We start from the raw sequence: 24014 nt of genomic DNA, 5'->3' as shown, positions 1-24014 counted from the left end.
TTATTCTTTGTGAGCACTTGCTTTTATCAATATTTGATTTTCTTCCTGCATCACAGAGTCAATTTTAGAATCAAATGGCAGCTTACTTTTATCCAACAACAATATATCTTCTTTGCTGTCAATAGTAAACTTACCCAGTAAATCATTTTCTACATCAAATTCAGTTATTTTAAAATAAACATTTCCATCCTTAGTGTATAATTTTCCCTGTAATACTGTTGCTATATTATTGCCAAGCAAAGGAATATCAGCCTGAACTGTTATTCCCTGCGGTTTTATTTCCACAGTGGCATTATGCAGACGACTTATGCGCTTGACCAGTAATCTCTCAAGTGATTTTTTATCGATAGCACATGTCAGTGTCATATTCTCTGCCTTATCAACTACCAGCTGTTTTTCCAGCAATTTAGGCATATCTACTACTATGTTACTGCCGGTCAAAGATACATCACGCACTTCTGTTTCTCCGATTATGGCACTATCTGCCTTATATTGCAGATCATTTATCCGACCTGTTATTATCATAAACGCCGGATGAGTTTGAATCTCTCCCTGCAAATTCTGCGCTTTTATATCCTTTTCCAGATGGTTTTCTATTGTATAAGAAATAAATCCTGGCAAAAACATATTTGTGAATACGGCCAGAGCTATAATCAACAGTGAGACAAAAACCAAAATTTTACGCAAATCAATCACCTGCCATAATGGAGTTCTCGTTTTCTTTAAATCCAACAGCCTGCATCGCTACCGTCACGATATTTGTTTGTTGGCCTTAGCTTTTAAATAACTTTCGATAAACAAATCAATATTACCATCCATTACTCCTTGAGTATCACTGGTTTCAACATTTGTCCGATGATCTTTAACAAGATTATAAGGATGAAAAACATAAGAACGAATCTGACTGCCCCATTCTATTTTTTGCTGATCTCCCTCTAATTTAGCAAGTTCAGCTTCTTTCTTCTGCATCTCTAATTCAAACAGACGGGCCCGTAGTATTTTAAGGCACTGTTCTCTGTTTTGCAGCTGTGAACGCTGATTTTGGCATTGTGCCACAACACCTGTTGGTATATGAGTCATACGTACCGCCGAATCAGTTTTATTTATATGCTGACCACCGGCACCGCTGGCACGATAAGTATCGACACGAACATCCGCCATATTTATATCAAACTCAGTATCATCATCTATTTCCGGCATAACATCACAAGCCGAAAAAGATGTATGCCGCCGGGCATTGGCATCAAAAGGCGAAATCCTAACCAAGCGATGTACCCCTTTTTCTGATTTCAGATAACCATATGCATTATGCCCCTTAATCATTAAAGTCACTGATTTGACACCCGCTTCGTCACCCGGCAGCAGATCAACCGTTTCAACATTGAAACCCCGTTTTTCCGCCCAGCGGCCATACATGCGCAGCAGCATCTGCGTCCAATCCTGTGCTTCAGTACCACCGGCACCTGCATGTAAAGTTAAGATAGCATTACTGGAGTCATACTTGCCTGACAACAATATTTCCAATTCCAGATTTTCAATCTGAGTATTTATCGCTGCAATTTCATTTTCAACTTCACTACAGACACTTTCATCTTTGTCTTCCATGCTAATCTGCCAAAGTATCTCCATGTCATCGTACTTACTGAGCATACTCTCATAACGATCAACATTATCCTTCAGTGAATTTAGTTCCGTAGATATCTTCTGCGCTTTTTGAGCATCATCCCAAAAAGCCGGCTCACCCATTTTATATTCGAGTTCGGCTATCTTTTCCTTTTTGTGGGCGACGTCAAAGTGAAGCCCCCATTTCATCCAGTTTTTTCTTTAAATCCACGATTGTTACGCGTAAATCTTCCAGCACTGTTTCTCACATCCCATATATTATTTATTGCGTCCACAACAATTTTTATACTTCTTGCCACTGCCGCATGGGCACGGATCATTACGTCCGACAGTATTATTATTCACAATAGGTTTCTTTTTAGTACCTTCTTCTGTATCACCATGCGACGTAGTAGCACCTTTTAAATGATCTTCCAAAGTTGGTTGTTCCTGACGAACAATATTTACCCGGTACATCAGTTTTACAATATCTTCCTGAATGCTGGCAATCATCGCCTGGAACATATCATATGCCTCTATCTTATATTCAACCAGTGGATTCTTTTGTCCGTAAGCTCTCAGTCCAATGCCTTCCCGTACCATATCCATAGCATCAAGATGCTCCATCCATTTGCTATCGACTACTTTAAGCATTACAATTTTTTCCAACTCACGCATATTTTCTTCGCCAAATAATTTTTCTCGTTCGGCATATGCATTATCAGCTGTCTTACACAGGAACTCCTTAAGTTCATCACGACTAAAGTTACCCAATATTTCTATATTTAATGTATCTTTAGGTGCATAAATTTTTACTGCATCATCAATAAGTCCTTTAAGATTCCATTCTTCTGGATAAACTTTCTCATTAGCATAAATCTCCATTTCATGATCGATAATTTCATGAATCATGTTTAAAATATTTTCTTTTAAATTATCACCGGTCAGAATCTTACGGCGTTGACCATAAATCACCTCACGCTGCTGGTTCATCACATCATCATATTCCAAAACATGTTTACGTATATCAAAATTACGTGCTTCAACCTTTTTTTGTGCCTGTTCAATAGAACGGGTTACCAGTTTATGTTCAATCGGATCATCTTCACCCATTCCCAGTTTATCCATTATGTTAGCAATATTATCAGAACCGAACAAACGCATCAGATCATCCTCAAGCGATAGATAAAATCTGGAAGAACCCGGATCACCCTGACGACCGGCACGGCCGCGCAGCTGGTTATCAATACGGCGTGATTCGTGACGTTCTGTACCTACTATATGAAGTCCGCCGTTTTCTGCAACTCCATCACCCAATGTAATGTCTGTACCACGCCCGGCCATGTTAGTAGCAATAGTCACAGCTCCTATTTGCCCTGCACCGGCAATTATCTGAGCTTCTTTTTCATGATATTTGGCATTGAGTACATTATGCGGTATATGTGTCTTTTTTAACAATGCACTTATTTCTTCTGATTGGACGATAGATGTAGTACCGACAAGTACCGGCTGTCCTTTTGCATGATAATCCTTTATTGCCTGAATTACCGCCTTAAGTTTTGCCTTCTTCGTCTTATAAATAACATCAGGATAATCTGTACGCAAAACAGGCATATTAGTGGGAACAACTATAACCGGCAGCTTATATATTTTTATGAATTCATCTTCTTCTGTTTTCGCTGTGCCAGTCATTCCAGCTAATTTTTCATACATACGGAAATAATTCTGAAAAGTAATTGTAGCAAGCGTCTGCGATTCACGCTGTATTTTCACATTTTCTTTTGCCTCAATGGCCTGATGCAGCCCATCAGAATAACGACGTCCAAACATCAAGCGTCCGGTAAATTCATCAACTATAATTATTTCATTATCACGCACTACATAATCTCTATCACGTTTCATCAACGCTTTAGCGCGCAACGCCTGAGTAAAACAATGTGACATTTCAATGTTAGCCGGATCATATAAATTACTTATGTTTAATGTCTTTTCAACTTTTGCAACAGCCGTTTCACTCGGAGACACAGTTTTTTCTTTTTCATTAATAGTGTAATCTTCATTTTCTTTTAATGGTGCAACAGCTCCCGCCATGATAGAATACATATTAGTTGACTTACTGCCGGGACCGGAAATAATCAACGGTGTTCTGGCTTCATCAATGAGAATACTGTCAACTTCATCAACAATAGCATAATGCAGATCTCTTTGCACCATCTGATCTTTGTAAATAACCATATTGTCACGCAAATAATCAAAACCAAATTCATTATTCGTACCAAATGTTACATCGCAATTATAGGCAAATTTGCGTTCTGCAAAATCCATATCATGTGTAACAAGTCCCACTGATAAACCCAAGGTACGATACAGCTTACCCATCCATTCACTATCACGTTTAGCCAGATAATCATTGACCGTAATCATATGAACACCTTTTTGCGATAGCGCATTAAGATATACAGGCGCTGTTGCTACCAGAGTTTTACCTTCACCGGTTTTCATTTCGGCAATCTTACCTTCATGCAGGCAGATGCCGCCAATCATCTGTACATCAAAATGCCGCATTCCCAACGTGCGGCGTGAAGCTTCACGCACCACAGCAAAGGCTTCCGGTAAAACAGAATCCAATGGTTCCCCATTAGCAATACGTTCTTTAAATAACTTAGTATTACCGCATAATGTTCCATCGCTCATTTTTTTATATTCCGGTTCCAATGAATTTATTTTTTCAACGATGACGCGCATACGTTTTATTTCATTTTCATTGTTGTCACCCAGCAAACTTTTTAAAAAACCAAACAAATATTGTCACCTCTTACTATATATAAAGCAGAAATATTTTCTTCAGCAAATTTATCAGTCATTCCCCGCAAATTTGCCCAAACTACATAAAAGTTTATCAAACAATTATATATAAGTCAAAAACAGTATAACGTAAATTATAAGCTTTAACAAGATTTTTAGCAATATAAAACCAGATATGCCAATTATTACTGACAGTATCATCTTAACAAATATTTATTATCTCCCTATAAAACAAAGGAGCTGCCGAACATAAACATTTTCATTCATAAAATATGCAATATTCCGTTCCTCCTGTCATTTCAAAAGGACGGGAAACCGCATAGCGGCATTAGATTGCATTTTTATGAGGTCAATGCCATTCGTACGGCAGCTCTTGTTTTAAAAAATAGTTTTCATTATCCCGATTACCTGCACTCGTTCTACATTAAACACCTTTTTCAATGCAGCCCCCATATTCTGAACATGCATACGTTGCAGCTCATTGCCTACAGTTATTAATAAAGTGTTATTATTTTGCGCTATATTATGGATATTCTGCACATATTTAGTGAAATCAGTCCCACCGATAATATCTTGCAAAGCCAGCAACTGCTGATTAAATTGCGGCATTCTTTCCGTCAGCGGGGTAAGTTTTTCCGTCCTTAAATGAGGATTATTGCCAACATAATCTGTTTTATCCGGCACCTCAAACAAAATTATCGCTTCCTTATTATATTTTATAACTTTGCGCCAATTTTTTAAAAATGGGTAAAGACTTTCTTATAGTCGACTCTTTTATACAATATGATGCACGAAAGTGACCAGGACAACCAAAATCACTGCCAGGAACGAGCAATAAATCAAATGACTGTGCCCTTTTACAAAAAGCATAATCATCAGTTTCTAAAGATTCCGGGAATAGATAAAATGCTCCCTGCGGTTTCAAACATTTAAAACCTGCATCAATCAAACCATTATACAGCAATTCACCATTTTTTCTATAAGCTTCTATATTGGAAGGCAAATCACAGCAACGTGCCACGACCCGCTGAAACAGCGAAGGCGCATTTACGTGTGTAAGCACTCTGGCCGCTCCTGCAACAGCTCCATATATTTTTTCATAATCAGCTGTTTCATCAGGGACAATAATATAACCTATGCGCTCACCCGGCAGTGAAAAAGATTTGCTGTATGAATAACAAACAATCGTATCAGCATAGTAATGTGTCAGATAAGGAACATCAATCCCATTATAGGCTATTTCCCGATACGGTTCATCCGATATTAAAAATATGGGGTGTCCATATTGCTGCGCCTTTTTAGTCATTACTGCTGCCAGTTTTTTTATCGTAGCCTCCGAATACACTGCTCCACTGGGGTTGTTGGGTGAATTAACAATCACCGCTTTGGTATGAGACGAAAGACATTTATCAAATGCCGCAAAATCAATCTGAAAATCAGCTGGTTGGGCGGGCACTACTACCAATTTTGCACCGGTCGATTCGACAAAACATTTATACTCGGGGAAATACGGTGCAAATGTAATAAATTCATCATCCGGTTCACTAAGCGCCTTAAACGTTATTGTTATAGCTCCGGCAGCACCGCCTGTCATAAAGAAATTCTTAGCAGTAAAATTTGTTTTAAAACGGCGATTTACACTTTGTGCTAATTTTTCCCGTACAATGGGTAATCCGGCTGCTATCGTATAACCATGGACAGCGCAGGGATCTTCCTCATTTAAAATATCAAATATGGCCTGTTTAATAAAATTTGGTGCCGGAACATTAGGATTTCCCAGGCTATAGTCATAAATATTGTCTTCACCAACTTGAGCTGCCCGCTTGCGGCCATACTCAAAAATAGTACGTATCGTAGATTTTTTTGTACCCAATTCATACATTGCCTGTGCAATCATTTAATCAATCCTTCATTACTAATTTACAGTTTCTTTTTATTGTAACATCTTTGAATATTCTCTTCAATATATGTAACACAAAAAGCCTTAGAACTAATCTAAGGCTTTAAAAGCAGCTGTTACTCAATAAACGCACATTACTGTGCTATTTTTTCATCCTGGAAATAATGCATACTAGTCTTTTTCCATTCCTTGACACTATACAGCATTACCCGTCTGTCAAGATTATTTTCTCGTGCCAGTTCGTCAACAATAGCATTACACTCATTGTGTGTTTTGGCATGAATCATAGTATAAACATTGTATGGCCATTCAGGTGTAGTAGTACGATCATAGCAATGTGATACTGCAGCATTTGCCGCCATCGCCCGGCCTGTTTCGTCCATTCTTTCCTTTGGGACAACCCATGCGCAAAGTACATTTGCCGAAAAGCCTGCTGTATAATGGCCCAAGACAGCCCCCATTTTACGTATCTGACCGTTTTGTTTGTATTTTTTCAATCTTTCCAGCAATTCAGCTTCACTGATTCCTATACGATCTGCCAATTCTTCATACGGTTTTGCCACAAGCGGAAAATCATTTTGCATAACTTTGATAATCTTTTTGTCCAATGCATCCATCTACATTACCTACTTCAAGTTAAATTTTACATTGACCTTATATTTTTTGCGCGAAACCAAACTCATTGCCGATTCCACACCGGGCAGCATGCGAACGTCATACAAAATTTTATCGCGCTGCGCTTCATCCGGTGTCAACAAAGTAAACCACAGGTTATATTTCCCCCTGCGCTCATAATTATGAGTAGCTCCTTCATAGGTATTGACAGCTTCAGCAACACTTTCCATATAGCCGTCTTTAACCTTTAACGCTACTAAAGTACCTACATAACCCAATTTCCCTGAATCAAAAAATGGTCCTATACGACGAATGTAGCCTGCTTCTTTTAATTTTTTTAATCGATCAATGACCATGTCCTCTGATAACCCAACCATTTCACCAAGTCTGGCAAACGGATGGGAAACAAGCGGTAGATTTGTTTGGATTACATTGAGTATTTTCTTATCCGATACCGACAGCATATAACACCTCATAAATCATTATTGCCAGGCTTTCATCATGCATATCGATGAGCCTTGCGGGCAATAAACCACCTCATACAGCAACACTGTACAAAATAACTCCATCATTATGAACTGCATAATTGAATCAGATTCATAATTTATATATCTATTCTACCAAAGCTTGTCCTATAAAGTCAAGTAAATATGAACGCCCCTCATTTTTCGTAGAAGAGTAAGGCAGTATTGTCAATTCTGGTACGCAAAAGGCTTTTTTTAAACGGTCAATATTACTTTTAACCAAATTTTTACTTATCTTATCAGCCTTTGTAGCTATTACAAATACCGGCAGATTATTTTCTACCAGCCATTTAAACATGTTGATATCCGCTTCCATCGGTTCATGCCGTATATCAACAAGTTGGCATACACAATAAAGCCGTTTAGAAGACAAAAGATATTTTTCAATAAATGCAGCCCATCGTTTTCTATTTGCTTGACCTGTTTTAGCATAACCATAACCGGGTAAATCGACTAAATAGAAATCTTTTATTATTTCGTTTTCATAATATTTAGCACGCAGTTTAAAAAAATTTATCGTCTGTGTCTTACCCGGCTGACCGCTGACACGGGCAAGATTACGTACACGCGTCAGTGAATTAATCAAAGAAGATTTTCCTACATTAGACCGTCCGATAAAAGCTATTTCCAAAAGTTTTTCGCAGGGAAACTGATCATTTTTTACAGCGGATGCAATATATTCAGCTCGGATTATATTTACCATTTTACTATTATTATTCGTCATTCTTTCACCAAAGCATATTTTAATACTTCATCCATGGTTTCTACCGGAATAAAATTTATCTTTTGACGTATTTCTTCAGGTACGTCATCAGTATCACGCTCATTTTCCTTCGGCAAAATGATATTATATATTTTTTCACGGTATGCTGCTATAACTTTTTCTTTTAAACCGCCTATTGGTAAAACCCGGCCTCTGAGAGTAATTTCCCCAGTCATAGCAACATCGTTTCTGACTTTTTTATCTGTAAGCGCCGATACTACAGCAGTCGCCATGGTAATACCTGCCGATGGACCATCCTTGGGAATTGCTCCTTCTGGTAAATGAATATGAATGTCCTTTTTTTCATAAAACTTGTCATCCAGACCCAATTTCCCGCTGCGGCTTCTTATGTAGCTCAATCCTGCCTGAGCTGACTCTTTCATCACGTCACCCAGTTGTCCTGTAAGTATAAGATTCCCCTTACCGGCCAATACAGTTGCCTCGGTTGGTAAAATATCACCACCTACTTCAGTCCAAGCCATGCCAGTACATACTCCGACCTGAGGTTTATTCTCTGCATGAGTATGGGTATATTTAGGTTTTCCCAAATAATCTGCTAATGTTTTAGTTGTTATACGTATTCGGGCTTTTCCTTCTTCAACAATTTTTTTAGCAGTTTTCCGGCATATTTTCGCTATTTGTCGTTCCAATTCCCGTACACCGGATTCGCGGGTGTAATCTGCTATTATTTTTTGCAAAACACCATTCATAAATTGCAATTGTGCTTTTTCCAAACCATTCGCCACCAACTGCTTAGACACCAGATATTGCTTAGCTATTTGATATTTTTCTGCCTCAGTGTAACTTGAAAGTATAATTATTTCCATCCGGTCTCGTAAAGGGCGCGGAATCTGTGCTAAATTATTTGCTGTAACGATCCAAAAAACCTGTGACAGATCAAATGGCAATTCAATATAATGGTCAGAAAATGTATTATTTTGCTCCGGGTCAAGAACTTCCAATAATGCTGCCGATGGGTCACCACGGAAATCGGCAGCAATTTTATCAACTTCGTCTAATAAAAACACCGGATTTTTGGTTCCGGCAACTTTTATACCATTAATTATCCGTCCCGGTAATGCACCGACATAGGTACGTCTGTGACCGCGTATTTCCGCTTCATCACGCATACCGCCCAATGATGCCCTGACAAATTTTCTTCCCATGGCTTTGGCAATAGATGCTGCCAAAGATGTTTTCCCGACACCAGGCGGCCCAACTAAGCAAATAATAGGAGCTTTAGTATGATTGGATAGTTTGCGGATAGCTATATATTCTAATATACGTTCTTTAATTTTTTCCAAGCCATAGTGATTTTTATTCAAAACTTCCTCAGCCATTTTTATGTCAAGTTTATCACGACTGGTGTGTTTCCAAGGCAAGTCCAGCAGCCATTCAATATAAGTACGTATTACACCTGCTTCCGGTGACGCGCTGGAAGTTTCATCCAACCGATCAATTTCCCGGCTGAGTGCCTCACGCACAGGTGCCGGATATTTACCATCCATCATCCTTGTCTTATACTTCGTTGTCTCGGTATAACCGTTATCACCATCGCCCATCTCTTTATGAATGGCTTTTAACTGTTCACGCAAATAATACATTTTTTGCGTTTTTCCCATTTGTTGATGAACACGATCACTGATTGTCTTTTCAATATCGAGAATTTCCAGCTCCCGTGCCAGTATATCATACAGGCATTCCAATCGCTTAGCCGGATCAACCAATGTAAGCAGCTTTTGTTTATCTTCCAATTTCATACTCATATGGCTGGCGATTAAATCACATAAATGACCTCCGTCATCTATCATAACCACCGATACAAGAGTTTCAGGCGGAATTCTTTTACTCAGCTTTACCCATTGTTCAAATTTATGGACTACAGCTCTTATCAAAGCCTCCATGTCTATGGAGGCATCTTTTACTTCTTCTTTATATTCAATAATTCTAGCTTCATAATACTTACCATTATCAATCATCTCTTGCATTTCAGCACGATATAAACCTTCCACAAGTACACGAACTGAACCACCAGGTAACTTTAACAGTTGCTTTATTTCAGCGACTGTTCCCATTTTGTACATATCTTCCTGCTTTGGTTCACCTACCGCTGGATCTTTCTGAGCAATCAGTAAAATTTTATGTTCATGGATCATTGCATCTTCTAAAGCCGCAATAGATTTGTCACGTCCTACATCAAGATTCACTATCACATAGGGAAAAACGACAATCCCACGTAAGGGCAATAAAGGTAAGGTCAACGAATCTTTCTCATTTTTCATCTCTCGGGCACTTCCCTTGCAAGTTTTATTTATCAAAAAAAAGCTGCTATATCTATTTTACAGAAATGAGTTTGCAAGATTGCAACTGCTCTTTTCTACAACTATCGCAACAAAGCCTGATTATAAAAGGTTTTGCTGAAAAATAGATACAACAACTTATATTAAACATCCTCATATAATACAAAATTATATAAATTCACAATTTGTCTGCACAAATTATTTATTATTGAATAATACTGACCTATCCATTGGGTAATCTGCTACTATTTCTAATTTCATTACCCCATAATAGTTTCACAATGGAATAATCAAGCTGATTCTTCACTTGTTATTGATTTTTTAGCTGACTGTTTCTTCTTATTCCCATACGTAAGTAAAGGATCTATACCCTTTTCAATAGTTTCCCTGGTTATCCGGCAATTAGTAACTCCCTTAACCGAAGGTATTTCATACATAACATTACGCATCGTCGTTTCAATTATTGAACGCAGACCACGTGCTCCTGTTTTTCTTTTCAATGCTTTTTCAGCTATAAGCTGCAATGCCGCATCATCAAAATCCAATGAAACGCCGTCTATTTCCAACAGCTTTTGATACTGCTTAACTAACGAATTTTTAGGTTTAACAAGAATATCTACTAATGCATCCTTATTTAAAGCATCAAGGGTAACAACAATAGGTAACCTGCCAACGAATTCAGGAATCAATCCACTTTTAAGAAAATCCTCTGGTAGTACATGTTTTAACCATTCACTGGCATTTTGACTATGACGGCTTTTTATTTCAGCACCAAAGCCTACATTTTTTCGTCCAAGCCGATTTTCTATAATTTTTTCCAATCCATCGAAGGCCCCGCCACAAATAAATAAAATATTAGTGGTATCAATCTGCAGCAACTCCTGATGCGGATGTTTACGACCACCCTGCGGTGGAACATTTGCAACAGTTCCTTCTAATATTTTAAGCAGAGCCTGCTGAACACCTTCTCCTGAAACATCACGTGTTATTGATGGATTTTCTGATTTACGGGCAATTTTATCAATTTCATCAATATAGATTATCCCTTTTTCGGCCTTTTCAATGTCATAGTCCGCTGATTGTATCAATTTTAGTAAAATATTTTCAACATCTTCTCCAACATAACCGGCTTCAGTCAATGATGTCGCATCGGCAATGGCAAATGGTACATTTAAAATACGTGCCATTGTCTGCGCCAGCAAAGTCTTACCACTACCGGTAGGTCCAAGCATGAGAATATTTGATTTTTGCAAATCAGTATCATTATTCTTTAATCCCGCATTTATCCGCTTATAATGATTATAGACGGCCACAGATAAAGTCTTTTTTGCTTCTTCCTGACCAATTACATATTGGTCAAGTATAGCTTTTATCTCCTTAGGTTTCGGTACATCCCTGAGTTCTACTTCAACTCCATCGGTTAATTCTTCCTCAATTATTTCATTACACAACTCAATACATTCATCACAGATATAAACTCCCGGGCCTGCCACTAATTTACGCACCTGCGTCTGCGGTTTACCACAGAATGAACATTTGAGCTGTCCCTTATCATCACCGAATTTCAACATATTATCACCTCTCCCTCGGAAACAAAACAGAACAATTATTACTTGCTATCTGTTTTACTTTTCCCTAAATCATCAGGGCGAACAATTACGTCGTCAATCAATCCATATTCTTTAGCCGCTTTCGCCGACATAAAATTATCACGTTCAGTATCCAGCATGATTTTAGCTTCATCCTGCCCCGTATGACGTATCAATATTTCATTAAGAATTTCCCTCGCGCGCAAAAGCTCTCTGGCCTGTATCTGAACATCCGTAGATTGACCCTGAGCCCCGCCTAATGGCTGATGAATCATTATTCGCGAATATGGCAGCGCATAGCGTTTACCCTTGGCGCCTGCTGTCAAAAGCAGCGACCCCATACTAGCCGCCTGTCCCATACAAATAGTCGAGACATCCGGTTTTATATACTGCATAGTATCATAAATAGCTAGTCCTGCGGTAACTACCCCTCCCGGACTATTTATATATAAATGTATATCCTTATCAGGATCTTCCGATTCTAAAAACAATAACTGTGCAATTACAACATTAGCAACATTATCATCAATAGGGCCGCCTAAAAAAATTATGCGATCTTTAAGCAAGCGCGAATAAATATCATATGCACGTTCGCCGCGGCTTGATTGTTCAACAACCATTGGTACATAATTCATATGATAGATCACTCCTCCCTTTTCGGAGAATTATACAACTATTTTGCTAGGTTGTCCATAACAAATTGAGCTGCTTTTTTTCTGCCGATTGTATCAAAAAGACTGGTTATATATCCATTTTTAGTTATTATCTTTTTGACTTCTTTAGGTGTGCTGCCATAGCGAGCTGCCATCATCGCTATTTCGGTATCGACTTCCCTAGTTTCAACTTTTATATTCTCTAATTTGGCAATTTTTTCCAATACAAGATCGGATTTCACAGCTTCCTTAGCTGCTTCACGATATGTTTCGCGTAATTTTGCTATATCAGTATTGCTGTATTTAAGATATTGTTCCATATTCATACCGTGGCTTTGCAAATTAGCAGAAAGTTCATTCAACATACTGTTCACACGATTATCAACCATAACCTCAGGAATATCAACGGCAGCATTATCAGCTACTTGTTTCATCACCTGAGTCCTATATTCGCCTTCAGCACGAGTCTGAGCTGATTTCAACATAATTTCCCGTAAGTTTTTTTTCAAATCTTCAACATTGTCATATGATGTTGATTTTTTGACAAATTCATCATTAAGTTCCGGTAGTTCCTGAATTTTGATGCTATTTATTTTACAATGAAATACAGCAGGTTTTCCAGCTAAAGAAGGTTCTTGATAATCCTGCGGAAAAGTTACATTTACATCTTTCTCTTCACCAAGCTTCATGCCAATAAGCTGATCTTCAAAACCGGCAATAAAACTATTGGAACCTATCTGCAACGGATAATCCTTACCTTCACCACCGTCAAAAGGTTTATCATCAACTTTTCCCAAAAAATCCAATGTTATAAAATTGTCTTTTTCGACTACAGCATCAGCCGCAGCATCCGTCATTTTGGCATGGTGAGTACGCATATTTTTTATTTGTTCGGCAATTTGTTCATCATTGACTTCAACTGCAGGCATTTGCGCCTTAAGTCCCTTATACTCCCCTAAGGAAACTTCCGGTTTAGGTGTTACAGTAGCCTTGAAAACAACATTCTTACCCTTTTCCAAGGTAACTATTTCTATCTGAGGACGGTCAACAGGTTCAATTTTCTGTTCAACAAGTGCATCATCGAAAGCCTTCGGTGCAAGAATTTCAAAAGCTTCATCCAAAATGGCCGTTTCACCCAAACGCTGTACAATGATTTGTTTAGGTGCATGTCCCTTTCTGAACCCAGGAATATTCACACGGTTAGCCAACTGTTTACATGCTACATCAACAGATTTTCCCAGTTCATCTGCTGGTGTTTCTATAGTTAACACCAATTTCTGGTTGTCTGCTTTTTCTATACTGACTTTCATATTATAAAATAACCTCCTAAAATATAATGCATAGCGGCAGAAGATAGTACTGAACAGACCGCAATACACCTAATATACTATAAGCATAATAACATAAACATTATGCAAATACAAGCAAAACAAAAGGCCCGGCATAAAGCCGGGCTGCTACTATCCTTAGATGGAGCGGAAAACGAGACTCGAACTCGCGACCCCCACCTTGGCAAGGTGGTGCTCTACCACTGAGCTACTTCCGCAATTTAAATGGAGCGGGAAACGAGACTCGAACTCGCGACCCCCACCTTGGCAAGGTGGTGCTCTACCACTGAGCTATTCCCGCATTAATGGAGCGGAAAACGAGACTCGAACTCGCGACCCCCACCTTGGCAAGGTGGTGCTCTACCACTGAGCTACTTCCGCATAAGCACAATCATGGCAACGGATACCATTATACAGGAAAAAAAATAAATGTCAATAGCATTTTAGTTTTTTTATGCTATAATGATAATAGATAATTATAAATAAGGATGTGACTTTCTCTTGGATGTTCCCGAGACTGATTTCTTTTTAATTTTAACTGTTGTTTTACTTTTTTTCAATACTTTTCTGGTGCTTTTAAAAACGGCTCTTTCCGAATCACACAAAAGTCAGCTTGATGAAATAATTCCGGAAGATGATTCCCGTTTTGAATCAATTTGTGACCTAATTGATTCGCCTGATGAACTATTCTCAGCTTTAACGATTTGCTCCGTTTGTTGTTATTTTGCTATAGGAATATCATCAGGTATGATAATCATCCCTTGTATATATTCGTTTTTTCAGGCAAATATTTCTTTTATCCCATATATATATGAAATAACATTTGTAATATCATTCATTCTGTTATTATTTATCTGTATATTATTAGGTATAGTAATACCTAATAAGTTGGCACAAATACGTCCTGAATATTATTTAACCAAATATTTATCTTTTCTATTATTGTTCAGGATAACTATCCGTCCTTTAATAAATATGATGTCTCATATTGCAAATATTCTTTTAATGATTACAGGTACCAATCCACCATCTGCTGACTCAGTCACTGAAGATGAAGTAAAAGATCTCATAGAACGTGGTACTGAAGAAGGAACATTTGAAAAAGCTGAACAAGATATGGTCGGCAGTATCTTTCACATGAGTGATCAGACCGCATATTCTCTGATGACTCCGCGTACACAAATAAACTGGATAGATTTGGAAGATGACTTATCGACAAATCTTACATTGATCAAAGATAGTCCTGACGATGTTTTTCTTATAGGTCGGGATAATCTGGATAACCTGATTGGGATCATCTATGCAAAAGATATATTAAAAGCTGCTATCGATAACGATTTACATGATTTAGAAAAATTTATCAAACAACCTGTTTTCATTCCCCGCTCTATGGAATCTTTTCGCATATTAGAAAAATTCCGTCAAAATAACGTAAACGAAGCTGTAGTTGCTGATGAATATGGTGGTGTAGTTGGATTTATTACCTTAAAAGATATTATTGAAGAAATCATTGGTGATATATCATATCCAGAAGAAAAAGATACTGCCCAAATAATACAACGCGATGAAAATTCCTGGTATATCGACGGGCTTTATGATATTGACGACTTCAAAGAACGCTTTGATATTGACGAACTCCCCGGTGAGGAAAGAGCTCAATATCAAACAGTAGGCGGATTTTTATTATCGTATTTTGGCTATATTCCTAAAGCTGCTGAATATAAAATATGGCATAATCTACGCTTTGAAATAGCTGATATGGATCGCAATCGTATCGATAAAATACTTGTGACCAGATTATTCACTGATTAAGAACAACATTATAATGTAAAATATTTAATACTTCTGGTATCCATAGATATCGGAAGTATTTTTAATTGTTATAATTTTATATGGCATAAAATTATTTGTAGAAGCAAAAAATTTATTGCCATTTTTCTTGACCCGATTGTTTAAAAAACTGATTGCTTAAATCGGATAAACTTTGTCAAGGGCAATAAAATAGTGCCTAATCTCTTAATTTAAAAGAAGATTAGGCACTTTCATTTTTATAGACATCTCCCCGGAATTATCCAAGAACAATGCCTGTTATTATATTTTTCCACAAAATAATTGCATTTAAATTATTCTATACCATATATCAAGATAATTTTTATTTTCAGCACCAAAATATTTTAACTCATTACATGATGTATATTTTTGCTATCATCCCTGAAAAATATCTGCATCATAAACCAGTGTATTTCAACGCCGCACTCACAAAATCCCTAAATAATGGATGCGGCCTATTAGGTCTTGATTTTAGTTCCGGGTGAAACTGAGATGCAACAAACCATGGATGATCCTTCACTTCGACGATCTCTACCAAGCTGTTATCAGGCAGTGTACCGGCTACAACCATCCCATTATCAATCAATTTTTGTCTGAATTTATTATTTAATTCATACCGATGCCGGTGACGTTCATGTATTAGTTTTTTGTTGTAGGCCGCCATGGCTTTTGTATTTTCCGCTAACTTGCAGGGATATGATCCCAGACGCATAGTTCCGCCCTTATCCTCTACATCTATCTGAGACTCCATTAAATCGATTACCGGATAATCGGTCTCTTTATTGAATTCGGTACTGTTTGCATCACTCATTCCACAAACATTGCGGGCAAATTCGATTACCGAACACTGCATGCCAAGACATAATCCCAAAAACGGTATCTTATTTTCCCGAGCGTATTTGATAGCAGCAATTTTCCCCTCAACACCACGATAACCAAATCCACCCGGTACTAAGATGCCCTTGCAACCGGCAAATACCTCATCTAGCTCCAAATCTTCCATTTCAATCTTTTCGGCATCCACCCAGGTTATCTTTACATCTGCTTCATTAGATATACCTGCATGATGCAATGCCTCTGTCACAGATATATACGCATCGGGCAAGTCCACATATTTACCGACCACAGCAATTTTTACACGCTGCTTAGGATTTTTTATTTTATAAACCATGCGTTCCCACTCTTCCATGTTGGCAGGACTATAATCCATATTAAGTTTTTGTAAGACTATTTTGTCCAAACCTTCCTTTTGCATGATAAGCGGTACTTCATAAATGGTCGAAGCTGTTTGGTTTTCTATAACAGCATCAACGTCAACATCACAAAACAATGCCAATTTTTTCTTCATATCGGCAGAAATAGATTTGTCAGTGCGGCATACAAGAATATCCGGTTGGATACCAATACTTCTCAATTCCTTTACACTATGCTGTGTTGGCTTGGTTTTCAATTCACCAGCAGCAGAAATATACGGAATAAGTGTCACATGAATATATAGGGCATCATTTTTTCCTACTTCTTTTTTTACCTGACGAATGGCTTCTAAAAATGGCTGACTTTCGATATCCCCAACGGTTCCACCTATCTCAGTTATGACTACATCTGCATTATCCGATGCAGCAACATCATATACGCGTTGTTTAATTTCGTTAGTTATATGAGGAATTACCTGAACTGTACTGCCCAAGTAATCACCACGACGTTCCTTGGTGAGGACTGACCAATAAATTTTCCCTGTAGTAACATTGGACCCCTTAGTAAGATTAATATCAATAAAACGTTCGTAATGACCTAAATCCAGATCTGTTTCCGCTCCATCATCTGTTACAAACACTTCACCATGCTGATACGGGCTCATCGTTCCCGGATCGATATTGATATATGGGTCAAATTTTTGAATGGTTACCTTAATACCGCGGCTTTTCAATAAACGTCCCAAAGAGGCAGCCGTGATACCCTTTCCTAAAGAAGATACGACCCCACCAGTAACAAAAATATACTTTGCCATTTTTTCCTCCATCTATAATTATTTTATTTAACAAGATAATACATTTTTGGACTATCAATTAATGTGTATCATCTTGAATTCCCTCCAACAATTTCATGCGTCTTTGCGTATTATTTTTTCCCTTTGCACCACCTGATGTCGATGATGATGAACTTTTTGAAGTTCCCTTGGTATCGGTGGGCAGCCATTCCGTTAATTTCCACATACCGCTGCCGACATGGCGAAAGCGGCTATCCATATTTATCAATGTATATATCTCTGAAATAGCAATTGGCAGCGATTGCACCGGTTTATTTTTGGCTTCTATAACTTTCATTATGAGGTCTTTATAAAACATTGCATCTCCTGCTTCATTCAATATGTAATAAGCTACATCCGATTCAGTTTTGTTAGTAAAATCCATTGATATCGTCCCTTCATAATTAGTTACATTTTTTCTGGTGAACTTACACCTAAAATATCAAGCGAATGATGAATTACATTCCCTGCCATACCAGCTAACGCCAAACGAGACTGGGCCAGCGGCCGGGTAACTCCAATAATCCTGCATCTGTTATAAAAACTATGAAAATCAGCTGCCAGTTCATGCGAAAAATTGGCTATGCGGTGTGGTGCATAGTCTCTTGCTGCCGTCTTAATCTCATCAGGATATGATAATATCCTTTTTATGAGAGCAATTTCAGTATCATCAGTCAATAATTCCAAATCAACAGCTTCGTCCGATTTTATCCCTGCTTCTGCTGCTTGACGAAAAATACTGCATATGCGTGCATATGCGTATTGAACATAGTAAACCGGGTTTTCACTGGATTCAGATTTTGCCAAATCAAGATCAAAATCCAGTTGACTGTCCAGCGACCTCATTATGAAAAAATAACGAGCCGCATCAACGCCAACTTCTTCAATAAGCTCAGCTAATGTGACACTTTGTCCCGTTCGTTTAGACATTTTTACCAGTTCACCATTACGATAAAGGCTCACCATCTGCAACAACAGTACATCAAGCTTATCGGCTGAATATCCTAATGCCTTCATGGCTGCTTTTACCCGGCATATATACCCGTGGTGATCCGCTCCCCAAATATTTATCAATTTTGTAAAACCACGATCATATTTATTCTTGTGATAGGCAATATCAGCCGCTAAATAGGTTGGAACCCCATTTTCCCGTATTACCACGCGATCCTTATCATCACCATATTCAGTTGATTTGAGCCATAAAGCACCATCTTTTTCATATATCGCTTTATTTTTTATCAATATATCACATACAGCTTTCACTGCTGCCGGATGCAAAGTCCGTTCACTGAACCAAACATCAAAATGAACGTTGAATGCTGCCAGATCTTCCTTTAGTACAGCTAATTTTTCTTTGAGTGCTACTTCTTTAAACGCGGTAAGCCGTTCTTCATCAGTCATTTTTAAATATTTATCAGAATCTTTGTCAATTATACGCTGAGCTGTTTCAATAATATCTTGCCCGTGGTATCCATTTTCCGGAAAATCGGTCTTATGTCCCAATAATTCCAAATACCGGGCATTTACCGATGCAGCTAAATTATCGATCTGGCTGCCGGCATCATTAATATAATATTCACTTTCTACCTGATTACCCGCAGCCCGCAAAAGATTAACCAAAGAACTACCAAAAGCGGCACCGCGTCCGTGTCCTACATGCAATGGCCCGGTTGGATTAGCACTGACATATTCCACTTGTATTTTATTACTGCCATTGTAAGGCATTGTTCCAAAATTTCTGCCTTGTTTTATTGCCTCTTTGAGTTCTCTATAAATTATATCTGATTTCAAATAAAAATTGATAAAACCCGGACCTGCTATCTCCACTTTTTCGAGATAAGTCATGTCTATCTGTTTTATCAATTCCTCAGCAATCTTTTTGGGTGCCATATGAAATACTTTTGCCGACTGCATCGCAAAATTAGTAGCTAAATCTCCATATTCTTTTTGTGGTGGTATTTCAAGTATTACCGGCGGCATTTCCCTAACCTCAGGAAAAACACTCATAGTGCTGTTCTTTTGCACTGCCGCTTGTATTTCTTTTATTACCAGTTCGTGGATATTCAAAGAATCTTCCTCCCTATCAATTTAAATACCTGCTTTGCCTGTCTGCTGCAACAATTTCAATATGGAGCTCATTATTGCTTTGCCATTTACCATCTATTAATACATCATAAAAAACGTGGATACTGCTTGATATAGAACCAATCGTGATATCTATCTGCTTAGTATCCACCGAAATTTTTATATCGCCATAAGGCGTATGATAATGACTGTCACTTTTTACACCATTTGAAAAAAACTGCTCATTCTCAATAGTACCTCTGCGTACCAGCCTCAATGAATCACCAGCAATTTTTAAAAGTGTTTTTGTACCTTCCATTCCATTTGAGTCAGACTCGTCATAAAAAACATAACTCATTCCATTTTTGCAGTAGTACTGCCCCTCAGAAAGAAATTCCAAACTTGTTTTTTCTCCCAATAAATCTGTCTGGGTTCCTTCCACCTTTAAAATGACTTTTTCCATTATGGCTCCTTTTTTTACAAACATATAAATATTATAGCGTACCACATCTTAAAAGCCAATAAGCACAGTCAAATAATTTCAATAAAAAAGCCAATGCCAGACAGCATCAGCTTAAGTCTACAATTATATAATAAATATTATTATTTTATTTCCGCATTATATTTATATATCAATTTCACAGGTCGATAAGATTCCTTAGCTTTTCTAAGCCCTGCTATTCCCATGTCTTCCTCGCGATTGATATATTTCATATCTGCCCATTCGTGCAGCACAAATGCCTGATTAATAAATGTATACGCTCCATTAATATCAGGATCTGCTTTTTCCACATGAATAACTGCCGTATCAGTATTCAATTGTTCACCAAAAGTAAATGCAATTATACGATTATTGTCCATTATCGCTCCACCCTTTAGTGCCAACCCGTCAAAATTGTTCAATACTTCAATTATAGCATCACGTTCTGCTGCAATAAACGGATCGTCCGGTAAATCCTGACTGCGCATCTTGTACCAGCCATTAACGGTCAATTTGCATTGCAGTATAACATCACTATTTATTGGAATATAATGTGCATTAGGATAATTTTTGCGAAAATTATTCAAATGATTTTTTTTGGAATGAAATTTTCTCCCGCTCAAATTTATCAGGTCCTGGCTGTCATACACATAATCAAAATTTTCCACATCAGAAACAATATTAAATTCAGCTGACGGAAATTTCTCCAATTCATCAGCCATCCACTTTTCTAATCCATAAAAAATTAATGGTTTACCTAACGTTTTAAAATATTCCACCCATTTTTCTATAGCCCACTGCATTTTCTCTTTTGGACCGAATGGCTGCAGGGCAAACTCATCGGTTTCCCATTTTGCCTTTAAAAACAGCACGCCATTTTCAACTTGCCACATCATATTATACGGTTTCCGCCACATAAACAGATTAGTAAATGTAAAATGTGAATTTTCATAGTATCCTGCTTTGAAAAAAGCATCAAATACCGGTTTGTCTTCTTGAGTTAATTCTTTAAAGTTGATAGTAACACCCTCCTGGTAATTTATCAATTATTACACTGCCGCACAATAAACATATCAATCATTAGATTGATATAGCTTGTCAATTATTACTTGGTGAGTATTATATCAGTTATTAACAAAAATCGCAAATAACTACATTAAAAAAAATGCAAAGCAACTCGCTTTGCATTATCTACAGGATTGGTGGGCCCCGCAGGACTCGAACCTGCGACCAACCGGTTATGAGCCGGTGGCTCTAACCAACTGAGCTAGAGGCCCGTAATGGCTCCTTGAGTAGGACTCGAACCTACGACCGATCGGTTAACAGCCGATTGCTCTACCAACTGAGCTATCAAGGAATATTATTATTAAATTGGCTCCTCGAGTAGGACTCGAACCTACGACCGATCGGTTAACAGCCGATTGCTCTACCAACTGAGCTATCGAGGAATGTTGCCAACAGAAAATATTATACTCAAAACAATTGATACTGTCAACAGTTTTTAGATATTTTTCTTAACCTAAACTACCATAATTTATGATAGAATATAAATATATGTTGATATTTTTAATTATTACATATTTTATCACATTATGAAAGGTCAGATAAAATGAATAAAAAAATGCGTAGAAAAGACCGGCAAATGTCAGAAGCAGATACAATAAAAGTTTTAAAAAGTGCTCAATACGGTACACTATCAATGCTTGATACAGAAAATAAACCTTACGGCATACCCATCAGTTTTGTTTATGAAAATGGTATGATTTATTTACATTGTGCCACAGCAGGCACCAAATTGGATAACATCGCCCATGATAACAATGTTTGTTTTTCTACAGTAACCGATGTGGTAACTATCCAAGAAAAATTTTCAACTCGTTTTAAATCTGCCATCATTTTTGGTAAGGCAGAACTTGTTAATAGCATTGAGGAAAAAAGGACAGCGCTTATTGCTATTTTAAACAAATATTGTCATGATTTTTATGAACCCGGTTTAGAATATATCGAAAAGTCACTTGCCCAAACTAACATACTGCGAATACAAATAAATGACATTACTGGAAAAGAACACAAATAATCAGCCTTTTGGCATAATCCGAGTATACTGGCAGATACACTGTTTTAATGATTTTTCATTTACTATTTTTAATTATTGGCAATTTTGGTGTAAAACTTTAATTAGGTGATATTTAATTGATACGAGTTAATAAGCTTGATTATTATAATAATCATTGGCAAAAAGACATCAAAAGCAGCATTATATTTATCAGTATGATGCTTTTATTGACCATTGTCGGCAGTTTCCATGATGCCTGCCTATTTAACAGCCGGGGCATAACTATTATCAGCATAGTTGTTTATATCATGCGTGGTATTATAATATGTTCATCCATATACTTCCTGTTATGGCTTATTTCCCAAAAACATAAACCTATTAATAGAAATCATTATCTTTATGTATTCTTCTGGGAAATCGGTATTGCTGTCATGTGTACTTTTTCAGATTTTACCAGGCCGACAACGTACTATCTTTCTTCTGTAATTGAAGTTCCAATGCTTCTGGCAATGTATTTAATAATGCCTCAATATAATAATGTACTACGTACTATTCCTCCAGTTTTACAAAGTACTTTTTCTATAATTTTATATATGTTATATAAAACTCCACCAACTGAACTTGGTTTTGGCAGTTTTTACATGGGTATGATATTTGTTAACTTTATTGGCATATATTTTTCACAAAAAATGTACTCAAATGAATATCATCTTTTTTATCTTGCAAACATAGACCCTTTAACAGGACTTTACAATCGACGTTATTTTGATAACAATTTAAAAAGGAATTGGTACATTTGTTCAAAGCAAAAGAAAAATTTGACAATATGCCTGCTTGATATAGATCACTTTAAAACATTCAATGACACTTATGGTCATCAATTCGGAGACAGAATTTTAAGTAAAACTGCGGCAATTATTGAACAAAAATCTCACTTGAACAATGTTTCTGTTGCTCGTTATGGAGGAGAAGAATTTATTATAACTTTGGTTGGCCTTTCAGCAAAAAGTGGAAAAACATTAGCAGAAAATATTAGAAAGACTATTGAATCTGTCTTTCTTGTAGACAACAGTCAGCATCATGTTAAAATAACTATCAGTATTGGTGTCTCACATATCATCCCGACTTCAGTTACCACACCCGATTTACTTATTAAGCAGGCTGATACCGCATTATATTCAGCAAAATCCAGTGGTAGAAACAAAACAATAGTTTACGATGATAACTAAATGACTGAGTTCCTTAATTGCAATGGCAAATCGGATACTTTATCAAAAACTATATGGAAATATTTAGCATGGATAATCGTTCGTCAAAAAGCGCTTGAGGAGAACGGTATCCAAACATCTTTCGTGGTAACTCGTTAATCCATTCCTCTACCTTATTAATGAGTCACGTTAGACATGTCTTTTCTTTTAGGAATGAAACGTCGCACCAAAGAATTCTGCTTCTCATTTGTGCCGCGCCCACCAGAAGAA

At 37.4% G+C, this 24014-nt stretch carries 20 protein-coding genes and 6 tRNA genes; 3 read left to right on the top strand and 23 right to left on the bottom strand.

What is annotated here, in order from left to right; all coding sequences use genetic code 11:
• From F8M42_RS03590 to F8M42_RS03520, 15 genes are all read right to left on the bottom strand, one after another.
• Positions 1-687, bottom strand: a complete 687-nt coding sequence (locus F8M42_RS03590) for an LmeA family phospholipid-binding protein (RefSeq protein WP_182188000.1) — start codon at positions 685-687, stop codon at positions 1-3.
• A 63-nt stretch (positions 688-750) separates the two neighbouring features.
• Positions 751-1861, bottom strand: a protein-coding gene (gene prfB / locus F8M42_RS03585; RefSeq protein WP_182187999.1) for a peptide chain release factor 2 whose coding sequence is annotated in 2 segments (ribosomal slippage) — positions 751-1791 and positions 1793-1861 — 1110 coding nt in all. Because the reading frame shifts where the segments join, the coding sequence is not laid out codon by codon here.
• A gap of 20 nt (positions 1862-1881) precedes the next feature.
• Positions 1882-4404 (bottom strand): preprotein translocase subunit SecA, encoded by a 2523-nt coding sequence (secA, locus tag F8M42_RS03580; RefSeq protein WP_182187998.1) that lies wholly within the window; start codon positions 4402-4404, stop codon positions 1882-1884.
• Positions 4405-4785: 381 nt separating this feature from the next.
• A complete protein-coding gene (locus tag F8M42_RS03575) occupies positions 4786-5100 on the bottom strand; it encodes a hypothetical protein (protein WP_182187997.1) in 315 nt (104 codons plus the stop codon).
• Positions 5101-5116: 16 nt separating this feature from the next.
• Positions 5117-6304 (bottom strand): pyridoxal phosphate-dependent aminotransferase, encoded by a 1188-nt coding sequence (locus F8M42_RS03570; protein ID WP_182187996.1) that lies wholly within the window; start codon positions 6302-6304, stop codon positions 5117-5119.
• Positions 6305-6441: 137 nt separating this feature from the next.
• Positions 6442-6924, bottom strand: coding sequence for a siroheme decarboxylase subunit beta (ahbB, locus tag F8M42_RS03565; protein ID WP_182187995.1), 483 nt, complete (start codon positions 6922-6924; stop codon positions 6442-6444).
• Between the two features lie 9 nt (positions 6925-6933).
• On the bottom strand, positions 6934-7386 hold the full coding sequence (gene ahbA, locus F8M42_RS03560; protein ID WP_182187994.1) for a siroheme decarboxylase subunit alpha: 453 nt from the start codon (positions 7384-7386) through the stop codon (positions 6934-6936).
• Positions 7387-7534: 148 nt separating this feature from the next.
• Positions 7535-8170: a ribosome biogenesis GTP-binding protein YihA/YsxC gene (gene yihA / locus F8M42_RS03555; protein ID WP_182187993.1), complete on the bottom strand. Its 636-nt coding sequence runs from the start codon at positions 8168-8170 to the stop codon at positions 7535-7537.
• Positions 8167-10491, bottom strand: coding sequence for an endopeptidase La (gene lon / locus F8M42_RS03550; protein WP_182187992.1), 2325 nt, complete (start codon positions 10489-10491; stop codon positions 8167-8169). The genes yihA and lon overlap by 4 nt, the downstream gene beginning before the upstream one ends.
• Positions 10492-10799: 308 nt before the next feature.
• Positions 10800-12080: an ATP-dependent Clp protease ATP-binding subunit ClpX gene (clpX, locus tag F8M42_RS03545; protein WP_182187991.1), complete on the bottom strand. Its 1281-nt coding sequence runs from the start codon at positions 12078-12080 to the stop codon at positions 10800-10802.
• Between the two features lie 38 nt (positions 12081-12118).
• Positions 12119-12733 carry an ATP-dependent Clp endopeptidase proteolytic subunit ClpP gene (gene clpP, locus F8M42_RS03540; RefSeq protein ID WP_182187990.1) on the bottom strand — a complete coding sequence of 205 codons (615 nt, stop codon included), beginning with the start codon at positions 12731-12733 and terminating at the stop codon, positions 12119-12121.
• A 38-nt stretch (positions 12734-12771) separates the two neighbouring features.
• A complete protein-coding gene (gene tig / locus F8M42_RS03535) occupies positions 12772-14061 on the bottom strand; it encodes a trigger factor (protein WP_182187989.1) in 1290 nt (429 codons plus the stop codon).
• Between the two features lie 161 nt (positions 14062-14222).
• Positions 14223-14297: transfer RNA gene (locus F8M42_RS03530), tRNA-Gly, on the bottom strand.
• An 8-nt stretch (positions 14298-14305) separates the two neighbouring features.
• A tRNA-Gly gene (locus F8M42_RS03525) sits at positions 14306-14380 on the bottom strand.
• 5 nt (positions 14381-14385) lie between these two features.
• Positions 14386-14460 (bottom strand) — tRNA-Gly (locus tag F8M42_RS03520).
• A 120-nt stretch (positions 14461-14580) separates the two neighbouring features.
• Here F8M42_RS03520 and F8M42_RS03515 point away from each other — a divergent pair.
• On the top strand, positions 14581-15891 hold the full coding sequence (locus F8M42_RS03515) for a hemolysin family protein (RefSeq protein WP_182187988.1): 1311 nt from the start codon (positions 14581-14583) through the stop codon (positions 15889-15891).
• A 415-nt stretch (positions 15892-16306) separates the two neighbouring features.
• Here the strand turns inward: F8M42_RS03515 and F8M42_RS03510 are convergent, their stop codons facing one another.
• The 8 genes from F8M42_RS03510 to F8M42_RS03475 all read right to left on the bottom strand — a co-directional run bounded on the left by F8M42_RS03510 (position 16307) and on the right by F8M42_RS03475 (position 21928).
• The gene (locus F8M42_RS03510) at positions 16307-17917 is read right to left on the bottom strand and encodes a CTP synthase (RefSeq protein WP_182187987.1); all 1611 of its coding nucleotides are present in this window, start codon (positions 17915-17917) and stop codon (positions 16307-16309) included.
• Between the two features lie 58 nt (positions 17918-17975).
• Positions 17976-18320 carry a DNA-directed RNA polymerase subunit delta gene (gene rpoE, locus F8M42_RS03505; protein ID WP_182187986.1) on the bottom strand — a complete coding sequence of 115 codons (345 nt, stop codon included), beginning with the start codon at positions 18318-18320 and terminating at the stop codon, positions 17976-17978.
• Positions 18321-18343: 23 nt separating this feature from the next.
• Positions 18344-20002, bottom strand: coding sequence for an arginine--tRNA ligase (gene argS / locus F8M42_RS03500; RefSeq protein WP_182187985.1), 1659 nt, complete (start codon positions 20000-20002; stop codon positions 18344-18346).
• Positions 20003-20018: 16 nt separating this feature from the next.
• Complete coding sequence (locus F8M42_RS03495; RefSeq protein ID WP_182187984.1) at positions 20019-20462, bottom strand: DUF1934 domain-containing protein; 444 nt, start codon at positions 20460-20462, stop codon at positions 20019-20021.
• A gap of 140 nt (positions 20463-20602) precedes the next feature.
• Positions 20603-21526 (bottom strand): DUF2156 domain-containing protein, encoded by a 924-nt coding sequence (locus tag F8M42_RS03490; protein WP_229711430.1) that lies wholly within the window; start codon positions 21524-21526, stop codon positions 20603-20605.
• A 154-nt stretch (positions 21527-21680) separates the two neighbouring features.
• A tRNA-Ile gene (locus F8M42_RS03485) sits at positions 21681-21757 on the bottom strand.
• A gap of 4 nt (positions 21758-21761) precedes the next feature.
• Positions 21762-21837: transfer RNA gene (locus F8M42_RS03480), tRNA-Asn, on the bottom strand.
• 15 nt (positions 21838-21852) lie between these two features.
• A tRNA-Asn gene (locus F8M42_RS03475) sits at positions 21853-21928 on the bottom strand.
• A gap of 161 nt (positions 21929-22089) precedes the next feature.
• On the opposite strand from F8M42_RS03475, the gene F8M42_RS03470 reads away from it, so the two are divergent.
• A complete protein-coding gene (locus F8M42_RS03470) occupies positions 22090-22557 on the top strand; it encodes a pyridoxamine 5'-phosphate oxidase family protein (protein ID WP_182187983.1) in 468 nt (155 codons plus the stop codon).
• Positions 22558-22673: 116 nt separating this feature from the next.
• Positions 22674-23765, top strand: coding sequence for a GGDEF domain-containing protein (locus tag F8M42_RS03465; protein ID WP_182187982.1), 1092 nt, complete (start codon positions 22674-22676; stop codon positions 23763-23765).
• The last annotated feature ends 249 nt before the right edge of the window (positions 23766-24014 follow it).

The organism is Pectinatus frisingensis (assembly GCF_014076555.1).
GTDB classification, from domain to species: Bacteria; Bacillota; Negativicutes; order Selenomonadales; family Selenomonadaceae; genus Pectinatus; species Pectinatus frisingensis.
This window is presented reverse-complemented; position numbering and strand designations above follow the sequence as displayed.

Bases quoted from the DNA above. Each gene is read 5' to 3' on its own strand.
- rpoE (WP_182187986.1), bottom strand. From the start codon at position 18,320: ATGGATTTTACTAACAAAACTGAATCGGATGTAGCTTATTACATATTG.
- ahbB (WP_182187995.1), bottom strand. From the start codon at position 6,924: ATGGATGCATTGGACAAAAAGATTATCAAAGTTATGCAAAATGATTTT.
- clpP (WP_182187990.1), bottom strand. From the start codon at position 12,733: ATGAATTATGTACCAATGGTTGTTGAACAATCAAGCCGCGGCGAACGT.
- F8M42_RS03470 (WP_182187983.1), top strand. From the start codon at position 22,090: ATGAATAAAAAAATGCGTAGAAAAGACCGGCAAATGTCAGAAGCAGAT.
- F8M42_RS03570 (WP_182187996.1), bottom strand. From the start codon at position 6,304: ATGATTGCACAGGCAATGTATGAATTGGGTACAAAAAAATCTACGATA.
- clpX (WP_182187991.1), bottom strand. From the start codon at position 12,080: ATGTTGAAATTCGGTGATGATAAGGGACAGCTCAAATGTTCATTCTGT.
- ahbA (WP_182187994.1), bottom strand. From the start codon at position 7,386: ATGCTGTCGGTATCGGATAAGAAAATACTCAATGTAATCCAAACAAAT.
- yihA (WP_182187993.1), bottom strand. From the start codon at position 8,170: ATGACGAATAATAATAGTAAAATGGTAAATATAATCCGAGCTGAATAT.
- F8M42_RS03495 (WP_182187984.1), bottom strand. From the start codon at position 20,462: ATGGAAAAAGTCATTTTAAAGGTGGAAGGAACCCAGACAGATTTATTG.
- F8M42_RS03510 (WP_182187987.1), bottom strand. From the start codon at position 17,917: ATGGCAAAGTATATTTTTGTTACTGGTGGGGTCGTATCTTCTTTAGGA.
- tig (WP_182187989.1), bottom strand. From the start codon at position 14,061: ATGAAAGTCAGTATAGAAAAAGCAGACAACCAGAAATTGGTGTTAACT.
- lon (WP_182187992.1), bottom strand. From the start codon at position 10,491: ATGAAAAATGAGAAAGATTCGTTGACCTTACCTTTATTGCCCTTACGT.